This is a genomic window from Cumulibacter soli (assembly GCF_004382795.1).
GTDB classification, from domain to species: domain Bacteria; phylum Actinomycetota; class Actinomycetes; order Mycobacteriales; family Antricoccaceae; genus Cumulibacter; species Cumulibacter soli.
Map to the genome: position 1 here is coordinate 513,405 of NZ_SMSG01000003.1, position 23,981 is coordinate 537,385.

23 protein-coding genes and 1 riboswitch are annotated in these 23,981 nt (G+C 63.1%); of the genes, 9 read left to right on the forward strand and 14 right to left on the reverse strand.

Features of this window, described 5'->3' with window-relative positions:
- Positions 1 to 75: 75 nt before the first annotated feature.
- Both E1H16_RS09190 and E1H16_RS09195 read right to left on the reverse strand, forming a co-directional pair.
- On the reverse strand, positions 76 to 1,068 hold the full coding sequence (locus tag E1H16_RS09190; RefSeq protein ID WP_243837813.1) for an iron-siderophore ABC transporter substrate-binding protein: 993 nt from the start codon (positions 1,066 to 1,068) through the stop codon (positions 76 to 78).
- Between the two features lie 309 nt (positions 1,069 to 1,377).
- Positions 1,378 to 2,169 (reverse strand): helix-turn-helix domain-containing protein, encoded by a 792-nt coding sequence (locus tag E1H16_RS09195; RefSeq protein WP_134323380.1) that lies wholly within the window; start codon positions 2,167 to 2,169, stop codon positions 1,378 to 1,380.
- A 128-nt stretch (positions 2,170 to 2,297) separates the two neighbouring features.
- Between E1H16_RS09195 and E1H16_RS09200 the strand changes: the two genes are divergently transcribed.
- From E1H16_RS09200 to E1H16_RS09215, 4 genes are all read left to right on the forward strand, one after another.
- Positions 2,298 to 2,891: an MOSC domain-containing protein gene (locus E1H16_RS09200; RefSeq protein WP_134323381.1), complete on the forward strand. Its 594-nt coding sequence runs from the start codon at positions 2,298 to 2,300 to the stop codon at positions 2,889 to 2,891.
- A gap of 103 nt (positions 2,892 to 2,994) precedes the next feature.
- Entirely contained in the window at positions 2,995 to 4,524 is a 1,530-nt protein-coding gene (locus tag E1H16_RS09205) for a long-chain-fatty-acid--CoA ligase (RefSeq protein WP_134323382.1), read from the forward strand.
- A 44-nt stretch (positions 4,525 to 4,568) separates the two neighbouring features.
- A complete protein-coding gene (locus tag E1H16_RS09210) occupies positions 4,569 to 5,435 on the forward strand; it encodes an aminoglycoside phosphotransferase family protein (RefSeq protein ID WP_134323383.1) in 867 nt (288 codons plus the stop codon).
- Positions 5,436 to 5,560: 125 nt separating this feature from the next.
- On the forward strand, positions 5,561 to 6,397 hold the full coding sequence (locus E1H16_RS09215) for an MBL fold metallo-hydrolase (protein WP_134323384.1): 837 nt from the start codon (positions 5,561 to 5,563) through the stop codon (positions 6,395 to 6,397).
- A gap of 54 nt (positions 6,398 to 6,451) precedes the next feature.
- Here the strand turns inward: E1H16_RS09215 and E1H16_RS09220 are convergent, their stop codons facing one another.
- Complete coding sequence (locus E1H16_RS09220) at positions 6,452 to 8,431, reverse strand: OPT family oligopeptide transporter (protein ID WP_243837805.1); 1,980 nt, start codon at positions 8,429 to 8,431, stop codon at positions 6,452 to 6,454.
- 157 nt (positions 8,432 to 8,588) lie between these two features.
- Here E1H16_RS09220 and E1H16_RS09225 point away from each other — a divergent pair, with 157 nt between their 5' ends.
- Positions 8,589 to 9,191 (forward strand): class I SAM-dependent methyltransferase, encoded by a 603-nt coding sequence (locus E1H16_RS09225; RefSeq protein ID WP_134323386.1) that lies wholly within the window; start codon positions 8,589 to 8,591, stop codon positions 9,189 to 9,191.
- Between the two features lie 132 nt (positions 9,192 to 9,323).
- Positions 9,324 to 10,391, forward strand: a complete 1,068-nt coding sequence (locus E1H16_RS09230) for an alpha/beta hydrolase fold domain-containing protein (RefSeq protein WP_208378949.1) — start codon at positions 9,324 to 9,326, stop codon at positions 10,389 to 10,391.
- Positions 10,392 to 10,472: 81 nt separating this feature from the next.
- Here the strand turns inward: E1H16_RS09230 and E1H16_RS09235 are convergent, their stop codons facing one another.
- The 9 genes from E1H16_RS09235 to E1H16_RS09275 form a co-directional block, all read right to left on the reverse strand.
- Complete coding sequence (locus E1H16_RS09235) at positions 10,473 to 10,925, reverse strand: 6,7-dimethyl-8-ribityllumazine synthase (RefSeq protein ID WP_134323387.1); 453 nt, start codon at positions 10,923 to 10,925, stop codon at positions 10,473 to 10,475.
- Between the two features lie 62 nt (positions 10,926 to 10,987).
- Positions 10,988 to 11,149, reverse strand: a riboswitch (FMN riboswitch).
- 29 nt (positions 11,150 to 11,178) lie between these two features.
- A complete protein-coding gene (locus tag E1H16_RS09240; protein WP_243837806.1) occupies positions 11,179 to 11,640 on the reverse strand; it encodes a PaaI family thioesterase in 462 nt (153 codons plus the stop codon).
- Between the two features lie 18 nt (positions 11,641 to 11,658).
- Positions 11,659 to 12,279 carry a TetR/AcrR family transcriptional regulator gene (locus tag E1H16_RS09245; RefSeq protein WP_208378950.1) on the reverse strand — a complete coding sequence of 207 codons (621 nt, stop codon included), beginning with the start codon at positions 12,277 to 12,279 and terminating at the stop codon, positions 11,659 to 11,661.
- 104 nt (positions 12,280 to 12,383) lie between these two features.
- Complete coding sequence (locus tag E1H16_RS09250) at positions 12,384 to 13,046, reverse strand: HAD family hydrolase (protein WP_134323388.1); 663 nt, start codon at positions 13,044 to 13,046, stop codon at positions 12,384 to 12,386.
- A gap of 66 nt (positions 13,047 to 13,112) precedes the next feature.
- Positions 13,113 to 14,345 (reverse strand): glycosyltransferase, encoded by a 1,233-nt coding sequence (locus E1H16_RS09255; RefSeq protein ID WP_134323389.1) that lies wholly within the window; start codon positions 14,343 to 14,345, stop codon positions 13,113 to 13,115.
- A gap of 22 nt (positions 14,346 to 14,367) precedes the next feature.
- Entirely contained in the window at positions 14,368 to 15,402 is a 1,035-nt protein-coding gene (locus tag E1H16_RS09260) for an LLM class flavin-dependent oxidoreductase (protein WP_243837807.1), read from the reverse strand.
- Positions 15,399 to 15,902, reverse strand: coding sequence for an SRPBCC family protein (locus E1H16_RS09265; protein ID WP_134323390.1), 504 nt, complete (start codon positions 15,900 to 15,902; stop codon positions 15,399 to 15,401). The genes E1H16_RS09260 and E1H16_RS09265 overlap by 4 nt, the downstream gene beginning before the upstream one ends.
- Positions 15,903 to 16,085: 183 nt before the next feature.
- A complete protein-coding gene (locus tag E1H16_RS09270) occupies positions 16,086 to 16,745 on the reverse strand; it encodes a response regulator transcription factor (protein ID WP_134323589.1) in 660 nt (219 codons plus the stop codon).
- On the reverse strand, positions 16,745 to 17,929 hold the full coding sequence (locus E1H16_RS09275) for a sensor histidine kinase (RefSeq protein ID WP_134323391.1): 1,185 nt from the start codon (positions 17,927 to 17,929) through the stop codon (positions 16,745 to 16,747). The genes E1H16_RS09270 and E1H16_RS09275 overlap by 1 nt, the downstream gene beginning before the upstream one ends.
- Before the next feature lie 133 nt (positions 17,930 to 18,062).
- Between E1H16_RS09275 and E1H16_RS09280 the strand changes: the two genes are divergently transcribed.
- The 3 genes from E1H16_RS09280 to E1H16_RS09290 all read left to right on the forward strand — a co-directional run bounded on the left by E1H16_RS09280 (position 18,063) and on the right by E1H16_RS09290 (position 20,630).
- Positions 18,063 to 18,974: an ABC transporter ATP-binding protein gene (locus E1H16_RS09280; protein ID WP_134323392.1), complete on the forward strand. Its 912-nt coding sequence runs from the start codon at positions 18,063 to 18,065 to the stop codon at positions 18,972 to 18,974.
- Positions 18,958 to 19,734 carry a hypothetical protein gene (locus E1H16_RS09285; RefSeq protein ID WP_134323393.1) on the forward strand — a complete coding sequence of 259 codons (777 nt, stop codon included), beginning with the start codon at positions 18,958 to 18,960 and terminating at the stop codon, positions 19,732 to 19,734. The genes E1H16_RS09280 and E1H16_RS09285 overlap by 17 nt, the downstream gene beginning before the upstream one ends.
- Positions 19,735 to 19,898: 164 nt before the next feature.
- Positions 19,899 to 20,630 carry a hypothetical protein gene (locus E1H16_RS09290; RefSeq protein ID WP_134323394.1) on the forward strand — a complete coding sequence of 244 codons (732 nt, stop codon included), beginning with the start codon at positions 19,899 to 19,901 and terminating at the stop codon, positions 20,628 to 20,630.
- Here E1H16_RS09290 and E1H16_RS09295 read toward each other — a convergent pair.
- Complete coding sequence (locus tag E1H16_RS09295) at positions 20,568 to 22,082, reverse strand: dynamin family protein (protein WP_134323395.1); 1,515 nt, start codon at positions 22,080 to 22,082, stop codon at positions 20,568 to 20,570. The two genes, E1H16_RS09290 and E1H16_RS09295, sit on opposite strands and share 63 nt — an antisense overlap.
- A complete protein-coding gene (locus tag E1H16_RS09300) occupies positions 22,082 to 23,917 on the reverse strand; it encodes a dynamin family protein (protein ID WP_134323396.1) in 1,836 nt (611 codons plus the stop codon). The genes E1H16_RS09295 and E1H16_RS09300 overlap by 1 nt, the downstream gene beginning before the upstream one ends.
- Positions 23,918 to 23,981 lie beyond the last annotated feature (64 nt).

Sequence of the window (23,981 nt, forward strand, 5' to 3'; positions counted from 1 at the left end):
GAGTGCGCCGCGTGCGCCTAATCGCCGCAACACCCGCACTGGAGGTTTCCAGTGCGGGTGTGTGGTCTGTCTGGGTCACTGGGACTTATCTGCCGCTTCCGCCAGGAGCCCGGCGTAATCGTCAAGCACCCAGGAGATCGCCAATGGCGTGGGGTTCGCGGCCGTACCGAGCGGATCGGCATTGGGCAGGCTTACGATCGCGCCATTCTGCACGGCCGGGATCTGCGACAACAACGGATCATCGTTGAGCGCGGAGACGATTTCCTCGCCGCCGTACGTCACGATCACGTCGACGTCGCTGAAGTTGTCGGCTTGCTCGGCACTGATACTCAGCGAGAACTTGTCAGTCTCCTCGGAGGCTACCTGCACGCTTTCCGGCTGAGTCATACCAAGGTCATCGAAGAACAAGGCTCGGGTGTCGTGCGTCGTATAGAACGACACCGTGCTCATGTCGGCGGTGTCGACGTGCGTCAAGAACATCGCACTGGTGCCGCTCAGCGACGGATACTCCGCCGCGGTGTCACTGATCTCCTGTTCCAGTTCGGCTATGAGAGTTTCGCCTTCGTCGGCCATGCCCATGCCTGCACTGTTGAGCTCGATCATTTCCTGCCATGGCGTTCCCCACGCGGTCTCCGGGAACGCGACGACGGGCGCGATCTCCGAAAGCAGGTCGTAGTCTTCCTGGGTCAGTCCCGAGTACGCAGCGAGAATGACGTCAGGCTCGGTCTCGTTCACCGCGTCGAAGTCGATGCCGTCGGTTTCGTCGAACAGCACCGGCGTCTCGCCGCCCAACTCGTCGAGCTTCTCCTCAACCCACGGCAGGATGCCGTCGCCGTTGTCGTCACCGAAGTTCGCTGCCGCCATTCCGACCGGGACGACCCCCAGCGCCAGCGGCACTTCATGGTTTGCCCAGTTGACGGTGGCGATCCGCTCGGGCTTCGCTTCGATCACCGTCGTCCCGTACGCATGCTCGATCTCGACCGGCGTGAACCCGTCCTGTGCGCCGTCTCCGGACGAAGCATCCGAGTCATCGGAGGCACATGCGGTCAGCCCGACCGCGAGCAGCATGACGCTCAACCCCGAGAGGATGCGTGACCGACGACTGCGCCGACGAGGACGCGTCGTGCGCCCAGCCGAACGGGTTGATGAAATCTCCATGGTGCCCTTCCGAAAATGATTCTGCACTTAGGCGTGCCTAACCAAATTAGGGGACAAACCGGTACTTCGCAATCGCGCCAAACTGACACGTATTGTCGTGATACAGACACCCGCGGATGAACCACGACGTGACCGCTCGCCGAAGACTCAAGCGCCGTTTCACCGCCGGGCGGCGCCATGTGCTGCGTATCGACACCATGGAAAGTGGGCGCGGCGCCTTTACTGGGCGCGGAACTGTCCAGGACTCATGCCCGTGACCCGGCGAAACGCTGACCCGAACGCGCTTACGGACGCGAACCCGACCCTTTGCGCGATGTCGGCGATCGGCATGCCCTGATTGAGCAGTTCGATCGCGCGCTGGGTACGAAACGCCGCGACCCAGCGAGTGAAATCCAGGCCGGTCTCATGTCGAAATAGCCGGGTGAGAGTTCTGCCACTCACGTTGAGTTGCTGGGCCCATTCTTCGAGCGATCGCACGATCGCGGGATTGGCCTGTAACTCTCGCACAATCGGTGCAGCGGCCGCCGAGACAGGAGTCTGCAGCAGGAGTTCTCGGTCGGCCGGCCGCAGCACGTCCAGCACCATCTTCTCGGTAAGACCCCGCGAGGATTCGCCCAGACCCGGTTCGTTCAGTCGGTCCAGCAGCAACCGAAGCAACGGCGTCATCTCCACAGCTACCGGTCGCTCGGCCAACGCAAACACATCGTGGAAACTGAAATGCGCCGTTCGGTACCTCGTGCCAGCTGGCATCGACCCGTGATGCATGGTTCCGGCGGGGATCCACAGACCGACTGACGGCGTAATTGTCCACGTGCGGTTGCCTACGGTTGCCGTTGACGCACCCTTGTCGTTCCACAGCAATTCGTGCGTCGGATGGGAATGCGCCTCCCAATCCGTACGCCAGTGAACCTGCTCGGCCATCCCATCAATCACATACGGCACTTGGATAGCGCCGGCCGCATATTGGGGTAGTTGGCGCCGATCGACGACCTGCTCTAGGGACTCGGGCATGTCCATACGCTACTGAGCCGCGTCATCGATCCAGCTAATGGGCCTTACCATCGCGACCCGCGCGTGCGTGATCGCGCGGACAAGGCAGTGCCGCGGCCGACACGTGCGGGTTGCGCGATAATTGAAGGATGCTGAGGCCGAAGGTAATCGCCGTGAGCCGCGATGAGACGCACCGTTTCAGCAAGGTGCCGGTCGATTCAATCTCGCTCATTGCGGGAATCGGCGTCCTGGGCGACGCACACGCTGGAAGGCTGGTACAGCACCGCTCACGCGTGCGTCGCGACCCAAATCAACCGAATCTTCGGCAGGTCCATCTCCTCCAGGAGGAACTTTTCAGCGAAGCCAGGAAGGAAGGGTATGAACTATCCCCCGGAGATCTCGGCGAGAACATCCTTACCTCAGGTATCGATCTACTGAACCTTCCGACGGGATGCATACTGAATGTCGGGGACGCCCGCATCCGGCTGACCGGTGTGCGTAATCCATGTGTCCAGATCAATCAGTTCCGTGCTGGTCTGCTCAAGGTCGTGCTCGCACAGGAGGACGGCACGCCCGTCGCTGAACCTGCGCCTTCGACTGGATCTCCTGAGATATCCCGGATCCAATTGATTCGCAAGGCAGGCGTGATGGCGGTCGTCGAACGCAGCGGGAACGTCCGCCCTGGCGATCCGGTATCGATTGCGCTCCCACCCGAGCCGCATGCACCGCTTGCCCCTGTGTAGGAATCTGCGTGCGGCACGTGCTCTACGTACACAACGTTGCGTTGACTTGATTGAGGATGAGTTCTAGGTTTGGCCAAAGGTGCCCTTCTACTGGGGAGATCCCATGTACCTGACCATGGCCTTGCACCGAAACCTCCAACAGCAGCCCGATGTCGTGGCAACGATCTGCGGCGACCGTGTCCGCACCCATCGCGAAAGCATTGAGCGAGTCTCACGTATCGCTGCTGGGATAAGAGCCGCTGGCTCGCAGCCTGGTGAACGCATCGCGATCCTGGCGCTGAATTCTGATTACTACCACGAAGTGCTTCTCGCCTGTAGTTGGGCGGATGCCGTCTTTGTTCCGGTGAACGTGCGTTGGAGCGCGTTGGAGATTGTCTATTCGCTCATCGAAGCTGAAGTGTCGCAACTCTTTGTCGATGCCACCTTCGCTGGATTGGTCGAGGAGATCCGCACCAAGCACCCGCAGATCTCGTACGTCGTACATCTAGATCCCGGCCCCGCTCCGGAAGGCACCACCGCGATCGAGGATCTCGTTGCCGCGCACGACCCAATCCCGGACGCGCACCGAAGCGGCGAGAGCCTCGCAGGAATCTTCTATACGGGAGGAACCACGGGATCGCCCAAGGGCGTCATGCTTAGCCATCGCAATCTGATGACCTCGGCGGTCGGCGCGGCCGCCACGGGATTTGTGCCGATGCACGGGCGACTGCTGCACGCCGCACCAATGTTCCATCTCGCGGATCTGGCAGCCTGGAATGCGATCAACGCCGTCGGCGGATCGCACGTCATGATCCCGAGTTTTGAACCGGTCGCGACAATGCAGGCGATTGCCGAGCACAAGGTCACAGCGTCGTTGCTGGTGCCGACGATGATTCAGATGCTCGTCGATCACCCCGCAATTCATGATCACGACCTCGGCTCGATCACGCACGTGCTGTACGGCGCATCCGCGATCCCAGAGGCGGTCATGAATCGAACACGCGCCGTGTTTCCTGACGCTCAGTTCAGCCAGGCGTACGGGATGACGGAAGTCTCGCCGGTCGGAACCATCTTGCTGCCCCACGAGCACGACGACGCCACCGCGGCGCGATCGGTGGGACGCGCGGCGCCGCATTCGCTGATCAAGATCGTGGGCCCGGACGATGAGGAGCTCCCCGTAGGCACACCCGGCCAGATTTGCATTGCCGGCGACCACGTGATGATGGGCTACCTGAACAAACCGCAGGAAACTGAGGAGGCGCTTCGCGGCGGGTGGATGCACACCGGTGACGGCGGGTACGTCGACGCGAACGGTTATGTATTTCTCACTGACCGCCTCAAAGACATGATCATTACCGGTGGCGAGAACGTGTACTCAATCGAGGTCGAGAACATTATCGCCACTCACCCGTCGGTTGCCTCGTGTGCTGTCGTCGGCGTACCCGACGAGAAATGGGGCGAAACCGTTCACGCAGTAGTCGTCCTGGCTGACGGCACCGAATTGACGATCGAAGAACTTCGCAGCCATTGCGCCGCCCGGTTGGCCGGATACAAATGTCCGACCGGCCTGTCGGTAGTGGCCGAAATGCCCCTCTCAGGCGCAGGAAAGATTCTGAAACGAACACTGCGCGATCGACTAGCTAGCAGCGCATGACGGACGTGGGTCGGCGTCGACCTCACTGGGCTTGAGTGTGATTCATGGCGACACCCGATGCCGACGTTCAGATTGATAGTGCGCTTGTCTACTCGCTGTTGCGACAGTCACCCGAACACCGGAGCCTGCAGATTCGGCTGGCAGGTCGCGGGTGGGACAACGAGATATGGCGACTCGGGTCGGACCTCGCCGTACGGCTGCCGCGCCGCTACGCGGCCGCTCAACTCATCGAACACGAGATCGCGTGGCTTGCGCAGATCGCCACTACGATTGCGATCGCCGCTCCGGTACCGATCTTTGCTGGCACCTCCACCACGGACTATCCGTACCGCTGGACCATCGTGCCGTGGCTTGCTGGAACCTCCGCGGACCACCTTGCCGCCAAAGAAAGAGACCAGTACGCCGGGCAGCTCGCGCAGACCTTGCGACGCCTACACCGGCCCGCGCCGGAGGGATTGCCGACCAATCGCTATCGAGGTGTGCCGCTTGCTGACCGCGCGCCTGACGTCACCGCGCGGTTAGACGACGCTGGCCTCCGGCGGCTGCTGCGCGACGCACTGGACGCGCCGAGATACTCCGGCCCTGCGCTGACCTTGCACGGCGATCCTCATCCCGCGAATGTAATCGTCGACGCAGAGGGTCGACTATCGGCACTGATCGACTTTGGCGATGTGTGTCGCGGAGATCCTGCGAGTGATGTGGGCGCCATGTGGCTGCACTTCACTGCCGGCGGGCGCCGCGAGTTCTTCGACGTGTACGGCGCCGACGACGCACTCCGGCGTCGATCGCGGGGGTGGGCGATCAGCCTCGCGACGGCAATTCTCGCCACCGATGACACCCATCCCCTGCATACCTGCGCGCTGCACGCGCTGCACGAGTTGTCGGTTACGGCCGCACGAACACTTTCGTAGTCCACCCACCCACACCTACGTTTGGCAGCGAAGCGTATTTCAGAAGAACGTGGCGCCACCTCGCCGGTTAGACGGCCTGATCTCGACGACGCGGTACGTTACGTAGCCAGACGAAGGGACTCAGAATGCACACATTGCAGGTAGGTTCGGTCAACATCACCGCGCTCCTGGACGCACCATTCCTCCAGTCGCTGGCGTACTTGTCACCCGAGCACGCGGCCGAACTCGAGGACGAGTATCGCGACACCCTCGATGAACGCGGTCTGTGCACCGGTGCGGTTACCTGCTATCTCGTGCGAACCGCCGATGGTCTTGCCTTGGTGGACACCGGTATCGGTCCGCGCAAACGCAAGGGTTTTCCGCATGGTCGCCTGGATGCAGCGCTAGCCGAAGCCGGGGTCTCCCCCACAGAGATCGACCTGGTGATTCACACGCATCTACATATAGATCACGTCGGCTGGAACACCTATGAGACCCCGGACGGCGGCTGTGCGATCTTCTTCCCGAACGCGCGGTTCGTGATCCAGCAAGCCGAGTGGGATTACTGGATGGCACCGGAACAATTGGATGCCCCGGACAACGCCGTACTACGCGAATGTGTCGCGCCGCTGCGCGACAGCGGCCGTGTGGACCTTGTCGACGCCAACGCTCGCTACCTGGGCGCCATCGGATTCATCGCCAATCCGGGCCATACGCCCGGACACGTCGCCGTCGAGATCACTGACGGAGCGGAACGCGCGGTGATCGTCGGCGATTCCTGCCATCACCCGTTCCAAGTCACCCACTCGAGTTGGCCATCGCCGATGGACGTAGATGCGAACCACGCCATCGAGGCGCGTGGTGCGTTGTACGACCGACTCGCTGATTCCGGTGCCTATGTGTTGGGCGGGCACTGGAAGCATCCCGGCTGGGGCCAGGTCGTCCGTACTGACGGTGAGCGTAGATTCGTGCCCGGCATCTAGGCACGCGACGCGTTCGCTACCGACGCCGTCACCGAATGCGTCTCGGTGCCGAGGTTACGGGTTGCCAGTCGATGCAGGCTCCTGAGAAGCGATCTTTCGAGTGCGCTGGTACAGCCCCAGCGTCAGTACGACGAACAGGGCGATGCCAAGCCCAACGGCCCATCCGGTGAACCCATCGCCCACAATCGCCAGCGGCGAATCGTTTCCGGTCGCAGCCACGATGCCGGCGAAAATTACGCCGAACAGACTCTCGCCGACGATGAGGCCCGTCGCGACCAATACGCCCATCCGCTTCTTCCGCTCAGCGTTCCCACCGGAATTGCTCGCCCACTTGTCGTAGAAGTGCCCGAGGAACGCGCCAATCGGGATGATGAGGGTCAGCGAAATCGGCAAATACATGCCCATACCGACCGCAAGCGGTGGCAGCCGGAACTTGGAGGTCTTACCGAGCACCTCGTCGATAATGATCACCACAGCGCCAATAGCCGCACCGAGCCCAATCAGTCCCCAGTCAATGGATCCGCCGAACACGCCATTCACGAGCGAGGAGATCAACGCTGCCTGCGGAGCGGCCAACGCATCCGGCCCCGCGCCAGGTGCCCCCTGGAACCCGAACGCCGTCATCATCAGGTCGAGAATCGGCGGAATGATCAGCGACCCAAACACAACTCCGATGATCAATGCGACTTGCTGCTTCCATGGCGTCGCGCCAACTAGCTGACCAGTCTTGAGGTCTTGCAGATTGTCGTTCGAGATGGTGGCGACACCGAACACGACCGCCGACGTGAAGATGGTGAACGCCACCAATCCGGTGAGCTCACCGTTCGACATGTCGCCAAACGTAAGTTTCAACAGCAGTGCAGCCAGCAGCGCGACCAGAATTCCCACACCGGAAATGGGACTGTTCGACGAGCCGATGAGACCGGCCATGTAACCACACACGGACGCCACCAGCAGACCGATGACGAAGATAAAGATCAGCGCGGTGGCGACGATCCCCCCGCTGTGTCCTTGCAGTGCACTACCGGCCACGAAGTCCCACAGCAAGAATCCGATCGGGATCAGCGAGACCACGATGACGCCGCCGACGATGTTGATCGGGATGTCCCGCTCGGTGATCTCGACGCTCGATCCGGCGCGCCGTTTACGAGCAGAAGTCGCTGCATCTTTGATTCCGCGGGCAATTGGCGCGAGCATCTTCACCAGGGTCCAGATCGCTGCGATCGCGATCGCTCCCGCGCCGATGAAGCGAACGTCATTGGCGAAGATCGAATTCACGCCGTCCTCGAGCGGGATCCCGCCCAGTTCTCCTGAAGTCTGCACCGGCAGCAGGACGCCGTACGCGATCAACAGACCGACGATCATCGCGATGCCGACCGAAATCCCCACGAGGTGACCGATCCCAATGAGCGCCATCGACATGCTGGCGCCGATCATCGTCCCGCCTGCGCCGACTTTGAACGCCGTGGTCACCGAACCAGCAACAACCTTCAAACCCGCCAACAGCGCATATCCGGCCGACGCGAGCCCGCCGAGCACGATCAATCGCAGCCCGCCCCGGTTCTCCTGAGCACCGCGCTCGGTGTCACCGACTTTGAGCACCTCCGCTGCGGCAACACCCTCGGGATACGGCAGGTCGGATCCGGTCACCAGTGTGCGGCGCAGCGGGATCGAGTACATCACGCCGAGGATTCCGCCGAGGGCGCAGACGAGAAGCGTTATCCAGTAGGGGAACCCGGTCCACCAGCCGACCATGACCAGGCCCGGTAGGACGAAGATGATGGCTGAGAGCGTGCCGGCCGAGGAGGCGATGGTCTGCACGATGTTGTTCTCGACAATCGTGTGACCCTTGAAGTAGCGCAAGACTGCCATCGAGATGACCGCTGCCGGGATCGACGTCGCGAACGTCAACCCCACTTTCAGACCGAGGTACACGTTGGCCGCGGTAAAGATCAAGGTGATGATGCCGCCAAGGATGATGCCGCGAATAGTGATCTCGCGGATCGGCGACCGCTCGCTGGTTGGTGTACTCACCGCAGTTCCTCTCTCGGATGCGCACGCGCGATCCGCACACAATAGCGGTGGGAGCGTACTCTCGCGGCGCATTCGCAGTATGCGCGCACCGCCGCGTGTCCGCGTACGGCACGCGGGTGTCCGCGTACGGCACGCGGGTGTCCGCTATCCTCTGGCGATGCCCTTCAGCCGAGTGCGAGACGCGTATACCGCCCGATCGGCGGAGTACATCAATCTGTTCGGCACGATCGATTCGGCCGCAGCTGCTGATCGCCAGTTCGTTCTCGACTGGGCCACAGGCCTCGATGGTCCGGTGATCGACGTCGGATGCGGACCAGGTCAGTGGACGAATTTTCTGGCCCAGAACAGTATCGATGTGCGCGGTATTGACCCGGTATCCGCATTCGTCGATGCCGCCCGGCAGCGCTATCCGACCTGCACGTTCAGCGTAGGACGAGCAGAACAACTGGAGTTAGCCGATGCGAGCGTCGGGGGAATTCTCGCGTGGTGCTCCCTCATCCATACCGCGCCGCACGAGATCGCGGCCGCGTTGGATGAGTTCGCGCGGTGCCTGCGGCCTCACGGTGGGCTGGCACTCGGGTTCTTCGAGGGGCCCGAATTGGTCGCGTTCGAGCACGCCGTGACGACGGCGTACTACTGGCCGATGGACGAACTTGCCTCGCGTGTGCAGGACGCTGGGTTCGTCGTGACCGACGGCCGCGCACGCACGGATCCAGGGGTACGTCGCCAGGGGATGCTTACTGCCCGGCGCGGTTCTTGACCCTCGCCCCCCTCGTGATGCGGGCGATCGGTCAGATGTGCGCAGACGACGTCCGCCGGGCCTATCCCGCCGGGTTGTCCGTCTCTAGAACGCGTGGTTCGATGAGATGTACATCACTCAAGGAGGACGAACATGCCCGACCTGCCCGGTCGCCTCGGCGATCCCGACCGATCACTCGCCACCGACCCCCGCATTGATCCCCGCATGCTTGCCACGCTCGCCTCGTTCGGGCTCGATAGCAACGGTGAACCGCCACCGGTATCGGCTGACGCTCCGATCGAGGAGGTGCTGTCGTTCGTCGATGCCGCGGAGGAAGGATTCACCGGGCTGTTCGGCGCCATTTTCGCGAACGTGGCGCCCGTCGAAGGCGTTACTCGCGAAACCTTGACCGTCAAGGGCGGCGACGACAACGAGATCACCCTCTACATCCACCGACCCACCGATGGCTCCGGGCCGCTGCCCGGCGTCTACCACATCCACGGCGGCGGGATGGTGTTGCTGTCTGCGGCGGGCGCGGAGTACGTATGGTGGCGCGATCGCATGGCCGCCACCGGGCTGGTGGTGGTCGGCGTCGAATACCGTAACGGCGCCGGAAAGCTCGGTCCGTATCCCTTCCCCGCCGGCCTTTCCGACTGCGTGGCCGGGCTGAAGTACACCCTGGACAACGCGGCCGACCTGGGCATCGGGAACCTGGTTGTCTCGGGCGAGTCAGGCGGCGGAAATCTCACCATCGCGAGCACGATCACCGCCAACCGCGAAGGCTGGAGCGACCGAATCAGTGGGGTCTACGCCGAATGTCCGTATGTGTCCGGCGCGTACGCCCAGCAGCCGGAAGCGCTCACGTCGCTGCATGAGAACAACGGCTACTTCCTGCGCTGCGACATGATGTCGATCCTGGTGCGCGCCTACGATCCTGACGGCGCGAACCTGAACAATCCACTCGCATGGCCGCTCAACGCGACCAGCGAGGATCTGGTCGGCTTCCCGCCCACGGTCATCTCAGTGAATGAACTCGACCCGTTGCGCGACGAAGGCCTGCACTTCCTACGCAAGTTATGGGCGGCGAACGTAGCGGCGCGCGGCCGCGTGACGCCCGGTACGACGCACGGCGGTGACATCTTGGTTGCGCCAGCTGCCGCGCCCGAGGTCAATGACGCCACGGCTGAAGACATCCGAGCATTCTGCTACTCGTTGCGTTAGCCGCGAAAGCATCACGTGGATCGTCGGCACGAGTGAGACTCGTTCTTCCCGCTCGTGCCGACGATTGCGCTCGCGGTGCGCCTACGCTGTCTCGACCTCGAGGGTCTGCAGAACCGTGCGTGCCAACTCTCGTCCCTTGGTGACGAAATGAGCACGGAAGAAGTCGCGATGATCGTCGCTCTCGTGGAAGTTCCACGGCGTCAACACCGCCGAGAACACCGGCACCCCCGTGTCGAGTTGCACTCGCATCAGCCCGTCGAGCACCGTAGACGCCACAAACTCGTGGCGGTAGATGCCGCCGTTCACGACGAAGGCACAGGACGCGATGGCTTCGTACTCGCCGCTATTCGCCAGCCGCTGTACCTTCAGCGGGATCTCGAATGCACCCGGGACGCGGAAGAAGTCGACCTCCGTGACCGCGTGCTCGCCGAGGGTAGCGACGAAAGCATCAGTAGCCTGATCGACGATGTCCGCGTGCCAGTTCGCCGCCACAACGGCAATGCGCGGGCTGGTTTGGGGTGTTGGGTGCGTCATCCTTCTCCTCCTGTTCGCACCGTCACCCAGGGCGTACGGCGCGAACAGTGTGCGCTGCCCGACCGCGTTCTCTCTCATCCGGACTATGACCGTCGGCTCCGGAATCACACCGGATCTGCTGACCTGCCGCCGAAGCAGACGACAGCGCTCGCGGGCTTCGGTACTCGGATCTGCCGAGTACGGATACCGCCGGTGGGGAGTTCCACCCCGCCCTGAGAACGTCGACTCAGATTAACATTCACCGCAGCGGCGGTTACCGCAGGACGATGCAGGTCGTAGTCGCGTGGGCGATGAGGTTGCCGTGCTCGTCGAGCACTCTGCCTTCGGCGGTCGCCGTACGCCTGCCGACGTGAATGGTGTCTCCCTCGCCAATCAGCTTCTGCCCGTCGGTGCGAGCAGCGCGGATGTAATTCACCTTCAGTTCGAGCGTCGTGTAACTCACTCCGGCGTCCATTGTGCTGTGTACAGCACATCCGACAACGGAGTCGAGCAACGTCGCCGCGATTCCCCCATGCACTGTGCCTAGTGGATTGCCAAAATTTGGCTGCGTCGTCAATGACATCACGACGCGACCGAACTCAACCTCATCGAACTGCATCCCGATGAGGCGGTTGATCCCCGGACCGTCTTCTGGTCCGCGATCCTTAATCCATCGAAGCGTCTCCAGGCCTGACATGGTGGAGAAGTCGACTCCGGAGGTCGTGTCTGCGCTCAAGGTTCCTAGCCCCTTCGGTCATTCACTCTTGTCGTCCCCGTGGTGTTCCGGGACATTTTCAGTCTCGCCCACCGCGTTCGCGAGGAGCTTGCTGATCTCGTCTCGAACGGCGTCCAGTGGCTCAGTGCTTCGCATCGCACGGCTCAGCACCAACGCGCCTTCTTGAGCGCCAATGATCGTGAACGCCAGGACTCGGCTGCGTTCTACGGATATACCGAAGTTCTGCAGCAACTTCGCCAGCGCGTCACACCACTGACCAAATGCAGTACCAGCGGATTCGGCTATCTCGGGCGCATCGTCGTTAGTCTCGACGGCGGCCGCGACGATCGGACAGCCCGAGCGGTAGTCACCCTCCACCACCCCGACCCGCCAGCCAGCGAACAATCCCTCCACGGCCTCGACCACGTTGTCGTTCTCCGCGGCGCTCTCGATGGCCGTCACCATTGGCACGGTCGCCGTTGCGACGGCTTCGCGCACCAGTTGCGATCGGCCACCGGGGAAATGATGGTAGACCGAACCGCGGGGCGCGCCGCTGTCGGCCAGGACCCTGTCGATGGTCGTCGCGGTAGCGCCACGTTCGCGCAGTAATTCAACGGTGCTGCGCACCATCCGCTGCCGGGTGTCGCTTCTCTGAGGCATCGTCTCTCTCCCGGCCCGTTAGCCCATTATGTTACCTGTCATATTACATATACGAGAGGGCATATAGCGGCCTATCTAATTGATTGCGAAGGAATCTCTAGGAGTTAGAAGTCTCGGAGTTTTGCTGTCAACTGGGCCGAATCACCAGCCACTTCCTCAGCGCCTGCATCGCGCAATCGCGCGGCATGGCCCGGACCGCAGTGCGACGCGCCACTGAAGCCGATCACCGGCATGCCCGCAGCGCATGCAGCCTGGACACCAGGCACGCTGTCCTCGATCACGATGCACTCGCCGGGCTCGTACCCCATCTCGGCCGCGGCGTATAAGAACAGATCGGGGGCCGGCTTACCGCGCCCCACCATCGTCGCGGAGTAAACAGGACCATCGAACCGCGAAGCGAGCCCGGTGACTTTCAGTGCCAGAGCGATGCGGTCAAGCGCCGATCCAGACGCGATACAGCTGGCAATCCCCATACTCTTCACGACGTCGAGCACGTCCGGAATCCCAGGTATAGCCCGTAACTGAGACACGAATAGGTTCCGCAGACGCGCCGCTGCCCGTTCTTCGTGATCGGCCGGCAATCCACGAGCGAATCGTCGTTCTAGATCGGTCCGCATATCAGCAGAGGAGATTCCTATGTATCGCGCGGCAACATCGTCTGCGCTGAGGTCGAAGCCGCGCTCTCGCAATGAATCACTTTGCGCCTGGCACGCCAGCATCTCGCTGTCGACGAGAACACCATCGCAGTCAAAGATTGCCAACGTCATCGGTGCTATCCCATTCTGTGTCCCGGTTCGTGATGCTGTGCCACACCTACTAACGCCGTCGTGCGATCAGAGCGCCTCTAGGGTCTCAAGCACGCCGCGCGCCCCGTCTTCGCAGGCAAGCAGATCGGACAGTCGTCGCGCAGCAGTGCGGTACGCAGGGTTCGCCCTCACCTCGCGCAATCCGTCCGACAGCCGGCTCGCACTCAGTCGTCGAAACGGGATCGGTTCGGGCCCTGCCCCGAGGCGATGGATCCGCTGTGCCCAGAATGGTTGATCCATCATGTGCGGAACGGCGAGCGTTGGTACCCCGGCTCGCAGGCCGGCAGCGGTCGTACCGGCCCCGGCGTGGTGCACCACTGCCGCCATCTGCGGAAACAGCCAGTCATGCGGCACATCGGACACGGTCAACACGTTATCGCCGGTCAGTTCGAGCTCGGCCCACCCGGCATGCACTACAGCACGCACACCGGATTCCTTCACTGCCGCCGCTACCATCTGCGACAAAGCCCGGCCATCGCTGGATGGCATACTGCCGAACCCCACATATATCGGACGCTCCCCAGCGGAGATAAAGTCCGCCAGTCGAGCATCCGGCGTGTACGCAGAATCAGTGGCGGGCCACCAGTAGCCGACCGGTCGATGCCAGGGTGGCCAGTCGGCCGGCTGCGGGACTACATGCGGACTAAAACCGTGACAGATCGGCCAACGCTGCCGCTCAAGTTCCGCGAACCAGCGACGGGTCGTGATCGGTGGTAGTCCCAGGCTCTGGCGCAGCTCTCGGATAAACCCGCGATACGGGCGCTGGCCTAGGCTGCGCAGCATTTCCGCGGACCGGTAGTTAGCCCAACCGCCGAGGCTCCGGGTGCCTAACGTCGGCGGCGGGAACTCCCGCGTGGGGCTCATCGGCTGCAAGTAGGCGCCAACGCTCGCCACAGATAGCGCTTCTGCAATATGGGCGCCGATCCAGGCGCCGGGTGTCAGCATCGCGACATCTGCCGATTTCAGCGCTGTCTGCATTGCCTCCGCGGCCTCGGGAGCGTTCTCAACGAGCATTCGGTTGAATGCCTGCACGACCTTCACGGGGCTGCTCACGCCGCCGCGGGCGAGACGGGCATTCAATTCCTCATTGGTATCCATCGGCAACGGTGCGAACTCGCTCCCGCTGCTGGACACCATCTCCTCGAACAGTCGATGGGTCGCGATCACGACCTCGTGGCCTTCATTGCGGAGCCGCTGCGCCAGCCCGGTGAAAGGCGCGACGTCCCCTCGGCTACCGACGGCCATGATCACTACGCGCACGGGTCGACCTTACCCGTCTGGGTCAGTTAGCAATTTCCAGCAGCGTGCCAAGGGCGCGCAATTTCTCGTCGGTCGTCTCGCCTACGAGGCTCACCCGCAACAGACCAACTCCGGCGGCTGAGTATGCCGCGAGCTGATCGGCGATCATCTGCTCGGTGCCCACCAGGTTCGTGCCCAGACCAATCTCGGCCGGCACGGCATCTGCGGCCGCCTGTTTGTCCCCCGATTGCCACAACTGATGCACCTTGTCGATCTGTTCGCCGAATCCTTGACGTTCGAACGCAGCGCTGTAGAAGTTTGTCTTTGCACTCCCCATAGCGCCGAACGTAAACGCGTACCCGCCTGCGTGCTTACGCGCCAAAGCGGGCACCTCCTCCTGCGTTCCGATCTCCAGTGACACAGCCACGGCAATTTCGACGTCATCCGCACTGCGGCCGGCGTTCGCAGCACCTTCGACGATGGGCGCAACCAACGCCTCACCTGCCGTGCCCGGCATGAATGAGTTCCCGATCCATCCGTCGGCCAATTCTCCCGTGAGTCGGAGATTGGCTGGCCCAAGTGCGGCGAGCCAGATGGGCACATGCACCGGTGTCGGAGCCATCGACCGAATGCTGCGGCCTTCGCCGCCCGGCAGCGGTAGTTGATAGGTCTTACCGTCGTACGCCGCCCGATCACCAGCGAGAATCATCCGCACGATCTCGATCGTCTCTCGGGTGCGCTGGATCGGTTTGGCGAACGGAACTCCGTGCCAGCCTTCCACGACCTGCGGACCGCTGACACCCAGTCCCAGCACGAAGCGGCCCTCGGACATCGCCTGCAGCGACATGGCAGACATCGCCAGCATCGCTGGTGTTCGAGCGCCGAGTTGCGCGATGCCGCTAATCAGCCGCGCATGTTGGGTGCGGCCGGCAAGCATCGCGAGCGGTGTCAGCGCATCGTATCCCCATGCCTCGGCTGTCCACAGTGAATCGACCCCCATCGCGTCGGCCTCCAGCGCCAGCCGTACCCCCTCGGGTGTGTGCGGCGCAACGTTGATCCCGATCCGCATCGCGCTCATACCCCCTGCTCGGCGAGCAGCTTGATGTGCGCAAGGTTGGCAGAGATGCCCGCATGATGTTCTTTCAGGCGACGAGCCACGATCCGCTCCTCCTTCTCCGGCATCCTCTCGATAGCCGGAGAGAGCCCGGAGGGACCGGGGCCGATCTGTGCGATCTGGGTGAGTTTGACGCTGTGCGCGCCCGACAGTGGCTCGATCAGGTAGCGCCACACCGCCCCCGGGTTGTCACGATCGCCAACGACATAGGCGAATTCATGCGGCTTGTCCGCGACGCTCACGACGCAGGTCGTTTCCCACTCACCGATCGCCTCGTGCGCGTTTCGTCCGACAAACCGTGCGCCGACGGACGGTTCGCTCACCCCGTCCAGCCAGTCGGCGCCCTTGAACTCTGCACTAGTGGCCGATGGAATCTGCAGGTCGGTCACGAGTGACCACACTGCCTCTGCCGATGCGTTGATATCGATCTCGGCCCGCGTGGTGGGCGCTTCCGCGTACCTCATATGGCTGCCTCTCGCCTTGAATTCCGTCCATTTGCCGTCACACGGACACACCTGGGGCCGATCGACGCAACCAGTGAGTCCTATTGAGCAACTCAGCACAAGATAACTGGACCTGGTCGCTTCGGGCAACTCGCAGGTAAGCAGCGCCAACCGGGCCAACCAATTCGTCGCCGCTGATGAGCGTTACCGGTCTGAATCGGCACCGAGGCCGGCGTCGTGCCCGACGATCGCTACTTGCACACGGTTCGTCGCACCAAGCTTCGCGATGATTCGCGATACGTGTGCCTTTACCGTGGCCTCGCTCATGAACAGGATGCCCGCAATATCAGCATTCGAACGACCGGCAGAAACCTCGGCCAGCACCTCCACCTCACGCGCGGTCAGCGCTGCTATACGACGCGCTGCCGCCCCGCGCAAGTCACGTCCCGCGGCGAAATGCCGAATCATCGATCTGGTGACCTTGGGCGACAGCATCGCGTCCCCGTCCGCGACCACACGTACAGCGTCAATGAGCTCGCGCGGCGGTGTGTCTTTGAGCAAGAATCCACTGGCGCCTGCCGAGAGCGCGCGGAACACGTAATCATCAAGGTCGAACGTGGTGAGCACGATGATTTTCGCGGCCGATCCCGACTCGATCAGGGATCTCGTTGCGGACAAGCCGTCGGTGCCTGGCATCCGAATGTCCATCAGGAGGACGTCCGGACTGTGCCGTGCGACGAGGTCCTGCACCTGATCACCATCGCTTGCCTCGCCCACGACCTCGATGTCGTCTGCCGCCTGCAAAATCATTCGCAGGCCCGCGCGAACCAGTAACTCATCATCGACCAACGCCACTCGGATCATCACGTCGCCGCACCCTCGACCGATGCAATCACGCCGCGCCCGGGGATGCGTGCGCTCACCATCCATCCTCCGACCGCAGTAGGTCCGGACTGAAACACGCCACCCAGCAGTTCCACCCGCTCGCGCAAACCGACCAGACCTGATCCGGACCCGGGCAACGATGCGCGATCCGCCGACGGCACCCCATTCAACACCTGAACGTCGACCTCGTGTTCGGACGCGGCCTTGATACAGACCGAAGCGCGCGCCCCCGCCGCATGTTTGTGTACGTTCGTCAAGGCCTCCTGCACGACTCGATAAGCCGTACGCCCTACGACATCCGGAACCGACGTTAGGGCGCACTCGTACGTGACCGAAACTCCTGCCGCCCGTGATGCGGACACCAGTCGCTCGATATCTACGAGCCCCGGCTGTGGCGCGAGATCATCACCGCCGGCCGACTGATCGGTGCGCAGTACGCCCAGGACATCGCGCAGATCCCCTAGGGCCTGGCGCGCCGTGCTGCCGATGAGTGCTGCGGCACGTTCAACCTCGGAGGGCCCAGCGGCGGGATTTACTTCCAGGCTTCCGGCATGCAGCGCGATAAGCGATACCTTGTGCGCCAGGATGTCGTGCATCTCGCCGGCGATACGGGTGCGCTCCGAGATCTGTGCCTGCCGATCTCGTAGATCACGTTCGGCTTGGGCTTGTCTGACCTGTGTTCGCAGTGATTCCAGTAGGTCTCGCCGTACGCCAAGGTAGCCACCGGCCAACACCGCGAGTCCGACAATGACCGTAATGCCGGCGATCGCCCCGGCATCTAGTCCGTCGGATCCAGCAGTGCCGATGAGCGCCGCGCCCCAGGCTGCAACCGTGAGCATCACGAGCGTGCGGTCTCGTCTTGCCATGGCCAGGGTGAAGAGCGCGACGACCGCGAAACCGTAGAGCCCGGTGACCCCCAAAACCACGACCGCGAGCATCGTGACTAGCACCGTGCGCGAACGGCGCCACCACAGCGACACCACCGCCGCGGCAGCCAGCGCAATCGACACCGCGGAGTTCGTGACGAGGCCCGAGGCGTGACCAGTATGAATCTGATCCGCGGCTATCGCGGTGCACGCGACGATGAAGACGACGTCGAGGACGCGGCCGCCGGCGCGTCCCCACCACTGACGCATCCCACTCGTCCACCCGTCGATCGCCACTCATTCACCGTACGGCCTGGCCGCTTCGAGTTGCACCCATCGATCGTCTTACCCACACCCCTACTTTCGTAGGGCCAGTTGTTCACCAAAACGCCGATGTGTCACGGCCCCGCCCGGCGTCAGGCTGGGCGGCATGATTACCGCAGAGCATCTCACGAAACGATACGGTCACGTCACGGCCGTGGACGACGTCAGTTTTCAGTGCGAGCCCGGCACCATTACCGGATTCCTCGGGCCGAACGGCGCTGGAAAGTCCACCGCGCTACGCATGCTCACCGGGCTGAGTTCACCCACGTCCGGCCGGGCAACGATTGGCGGATCACAGTACGCCGACCTGCCCAACCCCGGTCGGTTGGTCGGGGTCATGCTGGACGCCGCTGCTCAGCATCCCGGGCGGACCGGATTGGAAACCCTCAGCCTCGCCGCCCGCGTGATGGGCCTGCCGCGGCGCAGAGCGACAGAAATGCTCGAGCAGGTCGATATCGCCGACGCTGCACGTCGCCGCGTCGGGACCTATTCGCTCGGGATGCGCCAGCGGCTGGGAATTGCAAGCGCACTACTCGGGTACCCACAGATGCTGATCTTGGACGAGCCGGCCAACGGCATGGACCCCGCGGGCATCCGGTGGATGCGCAGCCTGCTGCGAGACTTCGCCGGACGGGGCGGCACGGTGTTGCTGTCGAGCCATCTGCTCGGCGAAATCCAGGCAACGGCCGACCACCTCGTCGTCATCGAACACGGTCGGGTCGTCGCCCAAGGTGCGCTGCAGGAACTGTTACATCACCGCGGGACCGTCGCCCGCGGGACGGATCCCGATGGCCTTAACCGCGCAATGCGCAGCCAGGGCCTATCCATCGAACGCACCGACGACGGTGCGTTCTTGATCGACGCGACTCCCGAGCAGGTTGGGCGGGTCGCAGCGTCGGCCGGACAGATCCTCATCGAACTACGAGAAAACGAAGCAGCCGGGCTCGAAGAAATCTTCTTCGAACTGACCGGCCACGCGACCACCGGTATAGGAGCCAGCAATGACAACCATGTCTGAACAATCAATAACTCAATCGACCCCACCGATCGCACCGCCATCGGGCACGACCCTGCTCAATGTTGAGTTCCGCAAGATGGTGGACACCCGAGCCGGGCGGGCGCTGCTCATTTGCGTGGTCGGCCTCGCGCTGGCGATCGCGATCGGGCAAGGATTCGTCGAACGCGACGGCGAGCTGGTGATGTCCGACTTCATCCAGGGCCCCATCCAGGCGTCCGGCATGATCGCGCCGGTGATCGCGCTGATGGCGATGACCGGCGAATTTACCCAGCGGACCGCCCTCACCACGTTTACGTTGACGCCGCGCCGCGTGCGCGTCATCGCAGCGAAGTTCATTGCAGCGATGACCCTGACCATGGGTGCGATCGCCGCTGCTCTCGTCGCAGCGATGTCGACCGCCCTCGTGATCGGCGCTGCTTCCGGGGAGTCGATCAACTCCGACGGTCTCGAACAGACGCTTCGCGGCACCGTCGTCGTGTGTCTGCTGATGGCGGTGATGGGCTCGGCTGTGGGTGCATTGGTCGCGCAGACTGCGATCGCCGTGGCGGTGCTGCTCGCAGCGCCGGCGATGTTGAGCATTCTCGGTTCAGCGGTGCTGCGGGATGGCGCGGCGTGGTTTGACGTGCTGCAGGCGTTCGAAAGGATCTCGAGCTCAGATCCGCTACACGACTGGTATCAGTCGCTGACCGCAATCACCCTGTGGGTCCTGATACCCGCAGGCGTCGGAATCTTGCGGCTACTGCGACGAGAAATCAAGTAGTCAGTCGTGGGAGCCCAGATAGCGGCCGTCGGCGTAATTCGTGGTACTTCGTGCACTGCACCGGACACCTCGAATCCCCTAATCTGACCGATTCAACTACCTAACGTTGCCCAGCATCCATCGCGGGGCTAACTCTGCGGCACCGAGGGGGCTATTTTGGATGTATGCCTAACGATCCGCGCGCCGATGGCTTCGCTCGCCCGATGCAGATCGACAACGATACCGCCGTCACCCGGTACGCCGAGGGGGATTCGAGTCGTGGGGTCACGGTCGTCATTCCCCCGCCGAGCATCGTCAACGACGGCCCAGGCCGGCGCGTCGCACACACCGAACCTTCACCACCGCGACCGGCGATGTCCGGGGGCAGCATTCCCCCGATCGTCCCGGAGACTCCTTACACGCGGACGGTGCAGACAGTTCGCGCACTGTGGCTACTCAGCTTTGCGTTCGGCACGGCCGCCGCGCTGTTCGCCGCGTTCTCGGCGAAGGGACGCCTCACGGCGCTGCGTGAGTACATCCCGACGCTGCGCAGCGGCTACGACGAGGCCACTATCAGCACGGCCGCGTCGATCCTGTTCTGGTCAGTCACGGCCATGTGCGTGGCGCTCATTGTCGTGCAGGCGCTCGTGCTCGTTCGACTGCTGCGCGGGCGATTCCGGCCACGTTGGTGGCTTCTGGTGCTCGTCGCCGCACAGTGCGTACTGGTAGTGCTGGTGCACCGACTAGTGGCGGTCGATCGAGACGGCCTGCTCATCACCTTATTGGCACTCGCGCAACTCACGATCGCACTCATCGCAGCCATCGGGGGCGTCTGCCCCGGAACCAAGAGGTGGCTAGTTACCCGACGCGAGACGGAGGACGCCGCGCGCAGCGGACGGATGCGCCTCGATCAGTAATTCCTCCGCGCTGCGGCACACGGTCTCGCTGATGTCTTGCTGCAGGCCGCGCTGTATCTCGGCATTCGCGGACGCACGCCATCGACGCACGCCATTTCGGGCTTTCTCGGCCAACGCCGCTGCGTCCGCGCCGTCGGGCGTCCGCAGCCGCGCGGCTGCGCTCGTGCCATAGCCACCCAGCAGCCGTTGCGCCTGTCCCACAGTCTCGGAGTCCCAGTCAATGTCGGGGCTAGAGCCGCTCAGTCTCGCCAGTGACGACAACTCTCGCAATCCGTGCGCGGCAGTTTCGAGCCGATCCACTTCGCCGAGCAATCGAGAACTCGCTAACACCTCGGGCCGCGCGGCCGCGATACCGGTGACCGCTCGCCACACCGAACGGGCGCGGAGCAGGTCTGCCCGCTCAACGAAGTGCCGACCGATGGCCGTCTGAAGATCACCAAGCCCGCTTTGTGAAGACAACAGCGGCGCAAGTTCGGCCACTCGCATCGTGTCGTTGCCCCGAATCATTGACGTGGCTACGCGAATGCCATGTACGCCGAACCGCTCCAGTACGCCCGCGCGCGACTGCGGCGTACTAGTCAACGTTGATGTCGGGCGCACGAACCGATCACCCGAGACCAGCATTCGGTCGCGTTCTGCGCGATCGAGTTCGGCCAATTCACGGATAGTTTGTAGGTCCTCCTCGCGCAGTGTGCGGGCCCCCTGTGCGAGCAGGCCGGCCACCGGGAACACCCCTAGAACTGTGCCAAACAGCGCTGGGTCGCTGCGTACGCGAGTCGCGATCTCTTGCGCGGTCAACATCGCGTCGATGCGACCGGCGCCCGTTTCATCAGCGCGAGACAGAACGGCAATCGTATTGATCGTCGCCGCGATCGAGTTATCGCTCGGCGCCAGTTGCTGTAGGAATCGAACATCGGTCTCATGTAGCCGCCGGGTCAGGTATACGACGGCATCGGCTTCCGCTGCGGCGTCGCTCTGCGCGAGCGCGGTACTGGTCCGCATCGACACTTCCCCGGATAGCGACCCGATTCCGGGTGTGTCCACCAGCGTCATCGTCCGCAGGATCTCAGCCGGCCATCGAACGAGGATCCGACGCGCCTGCGCTGCATCGCCGAGTGAAAGGTCAAGTTGACCGTCGACAGTGCGTACCGGCAGAGTCACCACGTCGCCGTTGGCGAGTTCTGCGGTTACTCGAGGTTCGTGCCCGAAACGATAGATCGTCAAGGCGCGGGTACATTCGCCGGCTTCGGCGGGCGCAAGCCGCTCGCCGAGGATCGCATTGAGCAGGGTCGACTTACCAGCCTTCACCATTCCTGCGAACGCGATCCGTACCGGTTCGGTCAGCCGGTTACGTACCCGATGCAGGTGAGCCACACAACTTGGTTCATCCGAATAGGAGTCCACAGCGAGCTGAAGTAGGCGGTGTGTCTCGGCGACGATCTCAGCAGCCATCACAGTCCCTCCAGGGCAACCGGTACGGGCACATCACCGCTCGGCCGTACGGCGTCCGCCGCGCGCGCGAGCCAGTCGACTTGCGCCAGCTCCCTGTCGATTTGCTTGATCCTGTCATCGGAAGCTTCCCGGGCGACTTGCGCTGCTCGCCGCGCGGCGGTGGTCGCGTCCTGAAGGGTGCGGTGGTATTCCTCCGCGATCGCGGTGAAATGATCGCGCGTCGCGCGCTGCACTAGTCGGATGCGGTCCTTCAACTGCTTACCGACCTGGAACAGGACGTCATCGATCTGCTTGCGGACAAGCATCTTCGCCTCGATCTGCCGCCGATTCAATCTGCTGCGCCGATCTTCGACGTAGGCCTTGCCGCCGAGCACGACACCCGCCGCCAGCGAAATCGGATTGATCAGAGATAAGCCCATCAGTCCCGTCACCAGGCCAACCATCAGGATGCCGGTGTACGAACCGCGCATACTGACGAAAACCTTCTGGAACATCGATAGCCTTCCGGGATCAATCTCCGCCATATCTCCGATGGCGCCCAGCACGCCGTCCGTCTCCCCCACCCGCATCTGCGGAATCGCCGATGCGTCGTCCTCAAAGTGCCGATTCACTCGCTCCGCCAGCCAGGCTGAGCGCTCATTGGTCCAGATAAAGGTGTCGGTGATCGCCGCGGCCACTTCGTTCTCTAACCATTCGGCCATGTCGCGCCACACGGGTCCGGGGTCACCAGCATCGATGGCCTCTTCGGCGTCCGACTGGACCCGCCGCAGTCGATCACGCAGGTCATAGTCGAGGTCAGCGACTATATCGGCGATGCCGTCATTCAACGTGACCTGCCACAGCGACGCGTTCTTGCGTAACTCGGCGGTTCGCTCAAGCGCACTGTCCAGCCCAGCGACGATCTCGGGGGTCGAGTCGGGATCAGTGAGCGCCTCACGTTCGGTGGTCAGACTCAGGCGTAGTTGGCTGGCCACGATCTGCAAGTCCTGAGCTACTCCCCGCCGCAGCAACTTGATTGAGTTGGCTTGTACGTCACTCTTTAAGAAATGGACAAGCGCAGGGAAGCCAGACTCTTGTTCGAGCTCGTTATCGCGCACCCGCCACGCCTCGATGCGAACGTGAGATGACACCGCGATGATCGGGATCGACTGGAGACCGACGCGATCGAGGTGCTGACGGTTGAGATGCTCGATCGTGCGCCATTGCGGCGATAGATCGGTTTTGGTCAGCAGTACAGCGATGTTCGGGCACACCCGCATCGTCGTCCGCAAGAACTGTAGTTCCGGTTCGGTGAATTCCTGAGTGGCGTCGGTCGTGAATAGCAAAGAGTGAGCGGTGGCGAGCACGCTGAGTGTCGCCAAGGTCGCCACGGAGGTAGTGCCACCCGCACCCGGCGCATCTACCAGCTCCAACCCATCCTTGAGCAGCGCGCTGGGAAGCGACACCTCGACCCCGGTCAGGCCGAGCCGGTTGCCCGGGTTCCCCCGTTCAGATACGGCGTCCGCGACCGCGCCCAACTCGAGCGGAGTACGCACCGGCGCATCCTCGGCCGATCGGCGCCCTGGAGGGCTGATAGCAACCGCACCCGGTTGCTCGCCGTACCGCACGGTAGTCGGAACACTCGTCGCTATGTCGTCATCGATGGGGCACACCGGAGCGCCAACCAGAGCGTTGACCAGCTGGCTCTTTCCTTGCTTGAACTCGCCAACAACCATCACGCGTACGGCGCTTTCGCTGAGGCGTATACGTGCGTGCGACAGTCGCTCGACGAAATCAGTGCGCTCGTTGCGTTGCGCGGCGTCGATCCCGCGCACGAGTATCTCGTCCAGTTCCATGTCGCCTACCTTCGATATCCCCGAACGCCCGGAACGGCGCTTAGGCCGTTCCGGGCAGTCGGTG